This is a genomic window from Paraburkholderia sp. GAS33 (assembly GCF_050436645.1).
GTDB classification, from domain to species: Bacteria; Pseudomonadota; Gammaproteobacteria; order Burkholderiales; family Burkholderiaceae; genus Paraburkholderia; species Paraburkholderia phenazinium_B.
The window spans coordinates 93,187-106,179 of the sequence record NZ_JBNDMP010000002.1 but is presented as its reverse complement, the minus strand read 5'-3'; the positions used below and the strand labels follow the sequence as shown (position 1 = coordinate 106,179).

Below are 12,993 nucleotides of genomic sequence, written 5' to 3'. Positions count from 1 at the left end.
TCTCCGGTGTGACACGCAGCGCCGCACGATTGCCGGCGCTGCGTCACATCCGGTGTACTGCTTGACGACGTGTTACTGGGCCGGCGTGTTCAACTGCTTCTTCAACGCTTCGAGGCGGTCTTCGACCGACGGCCCGCGATTGAGCTCGGCGAGCTTGTCGTCGAGCGCCTTGCCGCTCTTCACGTCAGCGGAATTCAGGCGAGCGTCGGAACGTGCATTCGACAGCGCGACCTTGTCTTCGAGCTTCTGGAAGTCTTCCGACAGGTTGCGTCCGCCGATGCCGCCCAACGCGGTTGCAGCGACATCTTTGGCCTGAGCGATTTCCTGTTTGGCCTGCAGAATGCTCGAGCGTGAAGCGAGGTCGTTGCGACGGCCACGCATATCTTCGATCTGGCTCTTCAACTGATCGACCGACGGCTCGAGCGTCGAGAGTTCTCGCGCCAGCGCATCGCGTTCCGTTTCGGCGGTGGCCTGTGCGCCGAGCGCTTCGCGGGCGAGTGCTTCGTCACCCGATTGCAGCGCGCGCTTGGCGCCGTCTTCGTACTTCTTCGCCTTGTCGGCGGCAACGTCGCGCTTGCTTTGCTGGGTGGCCACCTGGGCCTGAATCTCGATCAGCGAGTTCTCAGCCTTGGCGATGCTCTCGTCGAGCTCACGCACGATCTGGCGCGAGTCGCGCGACGGATCCTGCACGGAATCGGCAGCGTCGTTCAGGAGACCTTTGAGCGTGCGCGAGATGCTGTCAAATAGCGACATGTATACCTCCGTAAAATGAAATCGGCGCTGGGTAGCTGGCGCGTTCGACCACTTGTGACCACTAGTTTACGCTGCCCGTCGCGGTATTGCGCGGGCAACCGCTGCGGAAGTCGGGGCACGCGTGCGAAATGCAATAGCCGCCCCGCAAATTGTTCAACCGCTGTGTTGCGCCAGTGGGGCAAAGGGCCTCGTGCAAGCCATGCAGCCTCAGCAGCTGGCAAAGATTACACCATAGGATGTCTTAAAACCGCCTTAAAAAGTCGGTTCCACACAGTTTCAGACGTCGATTCCGCGCAAAGGCCCGCGGAATATTTCAACGTTGTGTGAGGACGAAGCGAAATGCGTCCAACGGCATGGCGCCGTGCCGTTCACGCGAAGCGGCCGTCTTCCGGAGTGGGGTCGTTGCGCGGATCGTCGTTGTCGGGCGCGGTGTCGATCCGAACGCGCACGCGCGTGCGCGGCGCGCGGGGCGTAGCGACAGGCGGCAGGTCTGTCTGCCCGCTCTGCCCGCCGGGGTCGGCAGGGTGTGCAATTGCAGCGGCTTCTGCCGCGGTGACGCGCGCCACCGCCTGGGCGTCGGCCAACGCCTGTTCTTCTTCCGGCGTGCGCACCAGCGCCGCGAGCACGTCCGCCGGCAGCAGGGGCTCGCTTGCGGCTTCTGGTTCCGCGCCGGCAGGCACAGCAGCGTCTTTTTCGTCTTTCTTCAGCACGGCGGGCAGGGCAGCGCGAGCGTTGCGGGTGCCGCGCGCGACCCGTTCCAGCGCTGCATTCAGCGCGTCCGGTTCGCGCGGCGCACGCAGTCTGTCGACGATGCTTGCGGCCTTGACCTGTTCGCTGGTGGCGCCGAAGCTCAGCACGGCACGCCGCATCAGTTCGCTAACGCTGATGCCGAGTTTTTCTGCGCTGGCGGCAATGGCGCGTTTCTGGGCCGGTGTGACGAATACGACGATGCGTTCGCTGGGCTTGTTCATAGTCTGCTCGCGTACTTGTTGTGGCGTGGAACGCCTGATTTGGCGCGCGGCCGCGCTTTCCCCGCGCGACGAGTCCATCATAAGGCGAGTTGCCCCGATGCGTAACGTGCGCCGCATGAAAATCCCGTGACATCAAAGGGTTGAAACGTTTCAAGTGGCCTTGTCCACAGGGCTTTCAACAATTTCTGTTGATAACCGCGCTTTTCCGCGCAGCCATACGCCAGCGCGCTTCGGAGAAGAATCCCGAAGGGAATTCTTACAAAAAAATCACCTTGGACCGCGCTTGATTTCTTTAAAATGCGCTGTTACGTTGCGCGGGGCCCCCTCAGGGTCGGTCCTATCCGGGCGCGCCGTGCGGCCAGCCGGGGGCGTAAGGCCGTGCGGCGGCAATTGCCGCCCGCATAAAGGCGTGCAGTCAAGCGCCATCTATTCGAGTCATGCCAATCATCAAACGACCGCAATCCTCAAATTCTCCGGGTGGTGACGACCGGGATCCCTACCACCGCAACCCAGGACGCAATGACGCTTCGCGCGACGAGCCGCGGCGCCGTTCGCTCGTCGGGCGCATCCTGCTGACGTTCGTGGGCCTCGTTGCGACCCTGCTGGTCGTCGGTGCGTTGATCATCGGCTACGCGCTTGTCGTCATGGGGCCGCAGTTGCCGTCCCTGGAGGCACTCACCGACTACCGTCCGAAGGTGCCCCTGCGCGTCTACACCGCAGACCACGTGCTGATCGGCGAATTCGGCGAAGAGCGGCGCAACCTCGTGCGCTTCCAGGATATTCCGGATCAGATGAAAAAAGCGGTGCTCGCGATCGAAGACTATCGCTTCTACGAGCACGGCGGCGTCGACTTCGTCGGCATTCTGCGGGCCGGCTCCGCCGACCTGCTGCACGGCGGCGCGTCGCAGGGCGCAAGTACGATCACGATGCAGGTGGCACGCAACTTCTTCCTGTCGAGCGAGAAGACTTACACCCGTAAAGTGTATGAAATGCTGCTCGCATACAAGATCGAGCGTGCGCTGACGAAGGATCAGATTCTCGAGCTGTACATGAACCAGATTTATCTGGGCGAGCGCGCGTACGGTTTCTCTGCGGCGGCGCGTGTGTATTTCGGCAAGGATCTGAAGGACCTGTCGCTCGCGGAGTGCGCAATGCTGGCTGGCTTGCCGAAGGCGCCGTCGGCGTATAACCCGGTGGTCAATCCGAAACGCGCGAAGATCCGTCAGGAATACATTCTCAAGCGGATGCTGGATCTGAAGTACATCACGCAGGAACAGTACGACGCGGCCGTGAAGGAAGAGATTCGCACCAAGAATCCCGGCAATGAGTACAGCGTGCATGCCGAGTATGTCGCGGAAATGGTCCGTCAGATGATGTACGCGCAGTACAGGGACGAAACCTATACGCGCGGTCTGAACGTGATTACCACGATCGATTCTGCGGATCAGGACGCCGCTTACCACGCAGTGCGTAAGGGCGTAATGGACTATGAGCGCCGTCACGGGTATCGCGGTCCGGAAGGTAATGTCGACCTGCCACCGCCGGGCGACGACCGTGACCAGGCCATCGACGATGCGCTGACCGATCACCCGGATAACGGCGAGATCGTCGCGGCCGTGGTGACGGCGGCGAATCCGAAGGAAGTGCAGGCGCAGTTCCTCGACGGCACCGAGGCGACCATCAACGGCGACGGCCTGAAGTTCGTGGCGGCCGCGTTGGGTCCGCGCGCCACGGCGGCGCAACGCATCAAGCCCGGCTCGATCATCCGTGTCGTAGCGGACGATAAGGGCAACTGGCAGATCACGCAATTGCCGCAGGTGGAGGGCGCGCTGGTGTCGCTCACGCCGCAGGACGGGGCGATTCGCGCGCTGATCGGCGGCTTCGATTTCAACAAGAACAAGTTCAATCACATCACCCAGGCATGGCGCCAGCCGGGTTCGAGCTTCAAGCCGTTTATCTATTCGGCTTCGCTCGACAAGGGCCTCGGACCGGCGACGATCATCAACGACGCGCCGCTCTATTTCCCGCCTAGCAGCCCGGGCGGCGATCCGTGGGAGCCGAAGGACGACGACCAGCCGGACGGTCCGATGCCGATGCGCATCGCGCTGGAGAAATCGAAGAACCTGGTGTCGATCCGCATCCTCTCGTTCATCGGCACGAAGTACGCGCAGGATTTCGTGACACAGCGTTTCGGCTTCGATGCCGACAAGACGCCGCCGTATCTGCCGATGGCGCTCGGTGCGGGCCTCGTCACGCCGCTGCAATCGGCCGGTGCGTATTCGGTGTTCGCGAACGGTGGCTACCGGATCAATCCGTATCTGATCAACGAGGTGACGGACCCGCGTGGCGTAACGATTTCCAAGGCACAGCCGCTCACGGCGGGCCGCGACGCACCGCGCACGATCGACCCGCGCAACGCGTACATCATGAACAGTCTGCTGCACTCGGTGGCGACCGCCGGTACCGGCGCGGGCACCAACGTGCTGAAGCGTTCGGACCTGCAGGGCAAGACCGGTACGACGAACGACGCCAAGGACGGCTGGTTCGCCGGTTACCAGCAATCGCTCGTTGCGGTGGCCTGGATGGGCTACGACCAGCCGAAGAGCCTCGGCAGCCGCGAATTCGGCGCGCAACTCGCGTTGCCGATCTGGGTCGACTACATGGGGCACGCGCTGCGCGGTGTGCCGCAGGCCGAGCCGGCCATGCCCGACACCGTCACCAGCGTCGACGGCGAACTGTTCTATACGGACATGACGCCGGGCAACGGTTTTGTCGCCAGCATCGGCCTCGACTCGGCCAATCCGCTGGCGGGCGCAAGCGACGCCGTCGGGGGCGTCGGTCCGGCGGGGATGACGCCGCCAGATGTGTCGTCGAGCGAAAAGCAGCAGATCATGAACCTGTTCGAATCGAACAAACCCTGATGGGGCGGGCGAATCCGGGCGCGAGCCGCCCGGATTCGCGAGTCTCACGCACGCGCCAATTTCCCCTTCATCTTCCCCCACCGGGCCGCGCTAATACGTCGTAATGTAATTTCTACCGTGCGATGCCCTGGTCCGGTCAAATCCGGTTTAGTATTCGCGTACCCAATTTGTAAACTCTCGACTCGCGGAAACGCGTGATCTCCCGTTTTTTTACCAAAGCGCAGCGCGGTACCCGGTTTTGACGCGCGCGCATGCCACTTCGCCCCCTCCGCTCAGGCGTGCCAGGACGAAGTGTTTGCTTCACCGCTCTCAACCGGGATCCCTCTCGTGAAAAGCCGAATACTCATCTTTCTGATGACAGGACTGCTGCGCGTGTTCGCACTCCTGCCATATGGCGTGGTTGCCCGCGTGGGCAACGGACTTGGCGCGCTGCTCTATCGCATTCCGAGCACGCGCCGCCGCGTCGTGCATACCAATCTGAAACTCTGTTTTCCGGACATGAGCGACGAGGAGCGTGAGCGCCTTGCTCGCGCGCACTTTTGCCATGTGATTCGCAGTTACGTCGAGCGGGGGCCGCAGTGGTTCGGCAACGCGGCGGCGATTTCGCGGCTGGTCGAAGTGGAAAGCGCGATCGACCTGGCGGAAGCGCACTCGCGGCCGACGATTTTCCTCGGTTTTCACTTCGTGGGGATCGAGGCCGGCTGCATGATGTACTCGACACGTCATCCGGTTGCTTCGCTGTACACGCCGATGTCGAACGTGCTGTTCGATGCGATGGCCAAGCGCCAGCGCGGCCGTTTCGGCACCGAGATGATTCCGCGCAGCGACAGCGTGCGCCGCGCGCTGCGCGTGCTGCGCGAAGGCAAGCCGGTGATGCTGGCAGCCGACATGGATTTCGGTCTGCGCGACTCGGTGTTCGTGCCGTTCTTCGGGGTGCCGGCGTGTACGTTGACGTCGGTGTCGCGCCTCGCCAAGGCGGGCAATGCGCGGGTCGTGCCGTTCGTCACCGAGGTATTGCCGGATTACCGTGGCTACAAGCTGACAATCTTCGAAGAACTAAGCGATTTTCCGTCAGCCGATGCGACCGTCGATGCACGTCGTATCACCGAGTTCCTCGAAACCCAGGTGCGGCGGATTCCGGCCCAATATTACTGGGTACACAAGCGTTTCAAGCACCGGCCCGTGGGAGAGCCGGCGGTGTATTGACGCTTAGCCTGGCACGGGGCCGGTAGACGGCTGCGAGCCAGAGACTGGCGAGTGCATTGGCGCTGCCGGAGCCGCAGCAGCGCCTGTGGTTCCTCCAGTCGTGCCAGACGCCCCCGTTGTTGCCGTAGACCCCACCGCACCCACTTCATCTACTGGCGGCGTCCCCATTGCCTGAAACAGCGCCGCGGTATCGGTCAATCGCGCACCGGTATAGCGGATCTCATCGAGCCGCGCGTTGCGAAACTGCTGCTCACTCGAGCGTGCAGCCGACACCGGCACGGCGCCCAGACGGTAACGTGCCGCGGTCTCATCCGAAATGCCCTGCGCCGCCCGTGCTGCCACGTTTGAGGCGTCGAGTGCCTGCGCGTCGTGCTCGAGCGCAGCCAGCGTATCGGCGACGTTCTGGAACGCCGTCAGCACCGTCTGCTTGTACTGCTCCGTGGCTGCGTCGTAAGTCGCCATTGCCGCGCGGCGTTGCGCGAACAGTGCGCCGCCGTGGAAGATCGGCTGCGAGAGGGAACCCGCTACGGCCCAGATGGCGCCCGCGCCGGAAAGCGCCAGCGGCCAGCTAAAGCCGCCTTGTCCCATCGAGGCTGTGAGCGACAGGCTCGGATACATCTGTGCGGTAGCCACTCCCACATCCGCTGCGGCGGCCTTGACCGCAGCATCGGCGGCCTGGATGTCCGGGCGCGTGCGCAATAGCTCCGACGGCACGACCACCGGCACCTGCTCGGGCACATGCAGTTGCGCCAGATCGAGATCGGGCGGCGCGGCATCGGGCGTGCGTCCGATCAGCACTGCGAGCGCATGCCGCGTGCTCACCCACTGTTGCTGCAGCCCCGGCAAACTGGCTGCCAACGATGCCGCGCTCTGTTGCGCATTGAGCATATCTGCATGCGATACCGCGCCGAGCGCATAGCGTCGTGCTGTGTCGCGGGCGTCGTCATTCGCGAGCGCAATGAGCCGCTGGGTCGTGTCGATCTGCGCATGCAGTGCGGCCGAGGTGATGGCCGCCGTCACGATGTTGGCCGCCAGCGCGCGCCGCGCCGATTCCAGTTGAAAAACCTGCACGTTCACCCGTGAAGCGAGCGCGGCGTTGGCGAGCCGCGAAGCGCCAAACAGGTCGATCGTGTAGTGCGCCTGCAACTCGCCGACGAACGTGTTGTACAGGAACGTGTTCGGCCCGATTTCCGGAATCCCGAGCGCGCGCTGCCGGGCCGGCTGGGCTACGGCATCGACGGTGGGCAGCATCGAACTGCCGACCTGCGCGCGCAACTGCTCGCGCGCCGCTGTCAGGCTCTTGTCGGTTGCGGCGAGGGTGGGGCTGTTGCGCAGGCCTTCATCGACCAGCGCGTTCAAGTCATCCGATTGATACAGCCGCCACCACGTCGGCACCGGCTTGGCGCCTACTACAAACTGCTGGGTGATGCCCTGCGCGGGCACTGTTTGGGTGACCTGCGGCTCGGCGCCGTAGTGAGCCGGTTGCGGCACCGCTGGCGGGTTGCCGTTCGGGCCGAAAGAGCAGGCCGCGAGCACGAGCGCGCTACCGCCTACCCCTAGCGTGCGGGCCTGCCTGACACGTTTGAAGACAGAATGAGTCATGGTCAATTTCCCGAATGCGACGCTTGCGTCGAGGCGGCCGGCGGTTCGCGTTCATCGCCGCGCACTCTGAACGAGGTTGCGTAGAGCGCGGGCAGATAGAACAGCGTCAGCACCGTGGCGCTCGTGATGCCGCCCATCAGCGCGGTGGCCATCGGCCCGAAGAAGTTCGAACTCAGCAACGGAATCAGCGCCAGCACGGCCGCTGCCGCAGTTAGCGTAATGGGCCGGAAACGCCGCACGGTCGCACCGACGATCGCATCGAAGCGTTTGTGACCTGCGGCGATGTCCTGCTCGATCTGATCGACCAGAATCACCGAGTTGCGCATGATGATGCCGAACATCGCGATCACCCCGAGCATCGCCACGAAGCCGAACGGCTGACCGAACAGCAGCAGCGTGGCGACCACGCCGATCAGGCCGAGCGGGGCGGTCAGCACCACCATCAGCACGCGAGCGAAACTTTGCAACTGGATCATCAGAAGCGTCAGCACGGCGATGATCATGATCGGCATTTGTGCGTTGATGGAAGTCTGGCCTTTCTCGCTTTCCTCCACCGAGCCGCCCAGTTCGATACGGTAGCCGACCGGCAGCGTCGAGCGGATCTGGCTCAGCGCCTTGTCGACGCTATTGGTCACGTCGATGCCTTGCGCGTTGCCGATGACGTCCGATTGCACCGTGATGGTCGGCTGGCGGTCGCGTTCCCAGATTACCCCGTACTCGAGGTCGTAGCGCATATGGCCGAGCGTACCGAGCGGCACCGGACCATTGGGCGTGGGCATCGCCAGCGTGACGAGCTGCGCCGGATCCACGCGCTCCGTCTTCGGCGCACGCAGATCGACGCTGATCAGCTTGTCGCGTTCACGGTACTGCGTGACCGTATAGCCGGACAGCGTCATGGCGAGGAAGCTCGATACGTCGTCCGAAGTGACGCCCAACTCACGCGCCTTCTTCTGGTCGATCTCGAAGCGCACCGAGCGCTCGGCCGGCTCGTCCCAGTCGAACTGGACGTTGGTCGTGCGATGGTCGTCGCGCATCGTCGTGGCGACGCGTTCGGCGATCGAGCGCACCGTGGCGATGTCGTCGCCGCTCACGCGAAACTGTACCGGATAGCCGACCGGCGGCCCGTTTTCGAGGCGCGACAGGCGCGTACGGATGGCCGGGAACTGGTTGCGCAATTCCGGCTCGAGCCATTGCGCGAGCTTCTCACGGTCCTTGACCGACTTCGCGGTGATCACGAACTGTGCGAAATTCGGCTGCTGCAATTGCTGGTCGAGCGGCAGATAGAAGCGCGGCGCGCCGCTGCCGACGAAATCCACCGAATGGTCGATCTCGGGACGGCCCTCGATCGCTTTCTCGAGCCGCTGTGCCTGGCGCAGGGTGGCCTCGAAGGAAGCGCCTTCAGGCAGGCGGACGTCGACCAGCAACTCGGGGCGATCCGAACTCGGGAAGAACTGTTGCGGGACGAGGGTAAAACCAAACAGCGAGACCACGAACAGCGCGACGGTGATCGTCAGCACGACGAAGCGCCGCTCGATGCACCAGCCAATCCAGCCGCGCAGGCGCTTGTAGAAGCGGGTGTCGTAGATATCGTGTTCGTAGTCGTGCGCTTCGTGTGCCTGACGTTTGCGCTCCGGCAGCATGTGATAGCCGAGCATGGGGATCAGCACCACGGCGGCGAGCCACGACGCGATCAACGCAATCGCCGACACTTCGAAGATCGACCGCGTGTATTCGCCGGTGCTCGATTTGGCCAGCGCGATCGGCAGGAAGCCGGACACCGTGACGAGTGTGCCGGTCAGCATCGGAAACGCGGTACTGGTGTAGGCAAACGCGGCGGAACGGGCGCGGCTCCAGCCCTGTTCGAGCTTCACCGACATCATCTCCACGGAGATGATCGCGTCGTCGACCAGCAAGCCGAGCGCCAGCACAAGCGTGCCGAGCGAGACCTTGTGCAAGCCGATATCGAACAGATACATGCACAGCGCCGTGACCGCGAGCACGATCGGAATCGAGATCACGACCACCATGCCGGTGCGCACGCCCAGCGAGACGAGACTCACCACCAGCACGATCGCAATCGCCTCGGCAACCGCCTCCAGGAAGTCGTCCACCGATTTCGCCACCGCATTCGGCATGCTCGACACTTCGACGAGCTTGAGCCCGGCCGGCAGATAGGAGCGCAGGGTGGCGGACTGTTTGTCGAGCGCCTTGCCTAGCTGGATGACGTCGCCGCCCGGTTGCATCGTCACGCCGATGCCGAGCACGGCCTTGCCGCCGTACCGCATCTGCGTGGATACGGGATCGTCGTAGCCGCGTTTGATCGTCGCGATGTCGCCGAGGCGGAACGAGCGGTTGTTGATGCGGATCAGCGTATCGGCGAGGGCGTTGACGTCCTTGAACTGGCCGGTGGGGCGCACGAAGACGCGATCATCCAGCGTGGTCAGCGTGCCGCCCGGCGAGACGCTGTTCTGCGAGTTGATGGCCTGCGCGATCTGCTGGGGCGACACGTTCAGACGCGTCAACTGCGTGTTGGCGATCTCGATGTAGACGTGCTGGTTAGGATCGCCAAAATAATCGACCTTGGCGACGCCCGGTACGCGTAGCAGCACCGTGCGCAATTCGTCCGCATAGTCGTGCAGTTGTGCAGCGGAGAAACCGTCGCCTTCGAGCGTGTAGATGTTGGTGTAGACGTCGCCGAATTCGTCGTTAAAAAACGGCCCTTGAATGCCTTGCGGCAGCGTGGCGGCGATGTCACCGACTTTCTTGCGCACCTGGTACCACGTTTCCGGCACATCCTTGACAGGCGCCGAGTCCTTCATCGAGAAGAACATCAACGATTCGCCCGGGCGCGAATAGCTGCGCACGAAGTCGATATACGGCGTGTCCTGCAGCTTGCGGCCGATGCGGTCGGTAACCTCTTCCTGCACCTGGCGCGCGGTTGCGCCCGGCCAGAAGGTCTGGATCACCATCACGCGGAACGTGAACGGCGGGTCTTCCGATTGCGCGAGCTTCGTATAGGCGAGGATCCCGAACGCGGTCGCGAGCGCGATCAGGAATACGACGAGTGCCTGATGACGCAGCGCCCACGCGGACAGGTTGAAGCGTCCCTCTTCATGTTCATGTGGAGTACTCATGAAGCGAAGTCCTCGGGGTGCAGCGGGGCGATCGGATGAACCGTCTCGCCAGCTGTGACCGTGTGGACACCTTGCAGCACGACACGTTCGCCGTCTTTCAGGCCGCCGGAAATGGCGACGGTGCGCTCGTCATAGCGCGTTACCTGCACGCGGCGCAGTTCCAGCACGTTGGTGCCTTCATGCACGACCCACACGGCAGGCGCCGTGCCGTCGTGGAACAGCGCAGTGGCGGGCAGTGTGAACGAAGTTGCGGGCTGGGTCGCGGTATTGCCCGAAGTGAGTGCGACGTCGGCGGTCATACCAAGTCGCACATCCGGGCCCGGATCGAGCAGCGTGAGATTCGCACGATACGTGCGGCTTTGCGGATCGGCGGCAGGCGATAGCTCGCGCACGCGGGCGCTGAAGCTGCGCCCCGGCAGTGCGGACATGGTGACCTTGGCGGTCTGGCCAACCGCGAGCGCCGCGAGCGTGCTTTCCGGCACATCGACGACCACGTCGATATCGCCGCTCCACGCGAGGTTGTAGACGGCTTGTCCGGCCGACACATTCTGTCCGGTCTGCGCCTGTTCGGCGGTAATCACGCCGGCGTGATCGGCGAGCAGGTCGGTGTATTGCAACTGGTTCTTCTGCAGCGCGGTCTGCTGCGCCGCCTGGTCGCGTTGGGACAACGCCGAGGCATACGCGTTGGTGGTCTGCTCCAGTTGCGCGGCCGAGATCAGGTTCTCGCGCGCCTGCGCCTGGTCGCGGTCCAGTTGCTGCTTTGCGTAGACGAGGCTGTGTTGTGCCGCATCGAGTTGCGCCTGCGCGCTGGCTGCGCTCTTTTGCGCGTCGGCCGGGTCGAGCCGGGCCACAACTTCGCCGACCTTCACGGTATCGCCAAGGCGCACATGCCGCTCGATGATCTTGCCGGCAATCCGGAACGACAGTGGCGTCGAGTAACGAGCCTGTACTTCGCCGGGCAGCGAGGCTGACAGCGAACTGCCATCGGCATGAACGGCGAGCGCGACTACGGGACGCGGTGCGGGCGCGGCCGCCTGCTTCTGGCCGCAGGCGCCGAGCAGCAGAAGGCCGGCGAGTGCGAGCGCGGATGCCGCGCGGCGCGGCGTGGACAAAGGGGACAAGAGAGACAAACGGCGACGCGGATGACTGCGCTTGCGCATCGAATGTGATGCGCGACCACTGGGACGATTCACAATTACCCCAATCAGAAGACAGCGAACGAACAGAACAAGCCAGACGGCTGGTCAACGAAGGCACGTTTGAAACAGAGCGTGCAATAGACTGTTGCTTCAGATGATGAACTGCATTCTAATACATACCTGTATCCGAATGTGAAGCCGTATGTGAATTCTTTCCGGTGATAAACTATTCAGCATGAAACGCCAACGCCTCACACGCGAGCAGAGCAAAGACCAGACGCGCCAGCGGCTGCTCGATGCCGCGCAAGCTATTTTTATGAAGAAAGGGTTCGTCGCGACGAGTGTAGAAGACATCGCGGAGGCGGCCGGCTATACGCGCGGAGCGTTCTATTCGAACTTCAGCAGCAAGCCCGAACTGTTCCTCGAATTGCTCAGGCGCGACCATGAGGAGATGCAGGCGCAACTGGAGAGCATCTTCGAGGAAGGGGCGACGCGCGAGACCATGGAGGCGCAGGTGCTGGCGTACTACAGCAACCTGCCGCACGACAACAAATGCTTCCTGCTATGGATGGAGGCCAAGCTCGTGGCCGCGCGCGATAGCCGCTTCCGGGCGAAATTCAACGCATTCATGCATGAGAAGCGCGAGCATATGAGCGAATACATTCGCGCATTTTCGGCGCGTGCAGGCACGCCGTTGCTGTTGCCGGCGGAAACGTTGGCGATAGGCCTGATGGGGCTGTGCGAAGGCGTGCAGTTCCTGAGCACGATCGATCCGCAGAACATTTCTGCGGATGCAGCCGAGGCGGTACTGGCGGGATTCTTTGCGCGCGTCGTATTCGGGCGCGATGCGGCAGGCTGAGCGGGTCAGTCCACCGGGAAGTTCGCACAGGCGTCGGTCACGGGCGACGCGCAGACGAACGAATACTCGCCGCTCCATTGCAGCGCGGTTTTACCCGCATGCAGGACCTGGCGGACGTCGGGATCCGTTTCGTAGGCGATGAAGGCAGAGCAGGCGACTGCGGACAAAACGACCAACGAAAACGCGATCTTTTCAAAAATCTGGAAACGGTATGGCATGGCGATATCTTCCTTTTCGCCCGCAATGATACCTCAACCTAGGGTTTTCACCTAGTCCGGCGTACGCCAAAACGCCTTCCCCTGGCACGTATTTTCCCGTGCCACGTTATTTGCCCCCGCTGCCGCCTTTGCGCTTCGAACAGCGCGCAACTCCGTTTAATTTCCTGCGCATCATTTACCTGACCGTTTT

At 63.1% G+C, this 12,993-nt stretch carries 9 protein-coding genes; 3 read left to right on the top strand and 6 right to left on the bottom strand.

The window, feature by feature from the left end; genetic code table 11:
• Positions 1-72 precede the first annotated feature (72 nt).
• The gene (locus P3T24_RS06875) at positions 73-753 is read right to left on the bottom strand and encodes a PspA/IM30 family protein (protein WP_074264386.1); all 681 of its coding nucleotides are present in this window, start codon (positions 751-753) and stop codon (positions 73-75) included.
• Between the two features lie 368 nt (positions 754-1,121).
• Positions 1,122-1,724, bottom strand: a complete 603-nt coding sequence (locus P3T24_RS06870; protein ID WP_429433362.1) for a plasmid mobilization protein — start codon at positions 1,722-1,724, stop codon at positions 1,122-1,124.
• Positions 1,725-2,161: 437 nt separating this feature from the next.
• Between P3T24_RS06870 and P3T24_RS06865 the strand changes: the two genes are divergently transcribed.
• Together P3T24_RS06865 and P3T24_RS06860 are read left to right on the top strand one after the other, a co-directional pair.
• Positions 2,162-4,645 carry a penicillin-binding protein 1A gene (locus tag P3T24_RS06865; protein WP_074264388.1) on the top strand — a complete coding sequence of 828 codons (2,484 nt, stop codon included), beginning with the start codon at positions 2,162-2,164 and terminating at the stop codon, positions 4,643-4,645.
• A 327-nt stretch (positions 4,646-4,972) separates the two neighbouring features.
• The gene (locus tag P3T24_RS06860) at positions 4,973-5,851 is read left to right on the top strand and encodes a lipid A biosynthesis lauroyl acyltransferase (protein WP_074264389.1); all 879 of its coding nucleotides are present in this window, start codon (positions 4,973-4,975) and stop codon (positions 5,849-5,851) included.
• A gap of 3 nt (positions 5,852-5,854) precedes the next feature.
• Here the strand turns inward: P3T24_RS06860 and P3T24_RS06855 are convergent, their stop codons facing one another.
• From P3T24_RS06855 to P3T24_RS06845, 3 genes are read right to left on the bottom strand one after another with little or no spacing between them, the layout of a single operon-like run.
• A complete protein-coding gene (locus P3T24_RS06855) occupies positions 5,855-7,453 on the bottom strand; it encodes an efflux transporter outer membrane subunit (RefSeq protein WP_429433360.1) in 1,599 nt (532 codons plus the stop codon).
• Between the two features lie 2 nt (positions 7,454-7,455).
• Positions 7,456-10,587, bottom strand: coding sequence for an efflux RND transporter permease subunit (locus P3T24_RS06850; RefSeq protein WP_429433358.1), 3,132 nt, complete (start codon positions 10,585-10,587; stop codon positions 7,456-7,458).
• The gene (locus P3T24_RS06845) at positions 10,584-11,747 is read right to left on the bottom strand and encodes an efflux RND transporter periplasmic adaptor subunit (RefSeq protein WP_429433356.1); all 1,164 of its coding nucleotides are present in this window, start codon (positions 11,745-11,747) and stop codon (positions 10,584-10,586) included. The genes P3T24_RS06850 and P3T24_RS06845 overlap by 4 nt, the downstream gene beginning before the upstream one ends.
• 214 nt (positions 11,748-11,961) lie before the next feature.
• On the opposite strand from P3T24_RS06845, the gene P3T24_RS06840 reads away from it, so the two are divergent.
• Entirely contained in the window at positions 11,962-12,585 is a 624-nt protein-coding gene (locus P3T24_RS06840) for a TetR/AcrR family transcriptional regulator (protein WP_074264393.1), read from the top strand.
• Positions 12,586-12,590: 5 nt separating this feature from the next.
• Here the strand turns inward: P3T24_RS06840 and P3T24_RS06835 are convergent, their stop codons facing one another.
• Complete coding sequence (locus P3T24_RS06835) at positions 12,591-12,803, bottom strand: hypothetical protein (protein ID WP_074264394.1); 213 nt, start codon at positions 12,801-12,803, stop codon at positions 12,591-12,593.
• Positions 12,804-12,993: the final 190 nt, after the last annotated feature.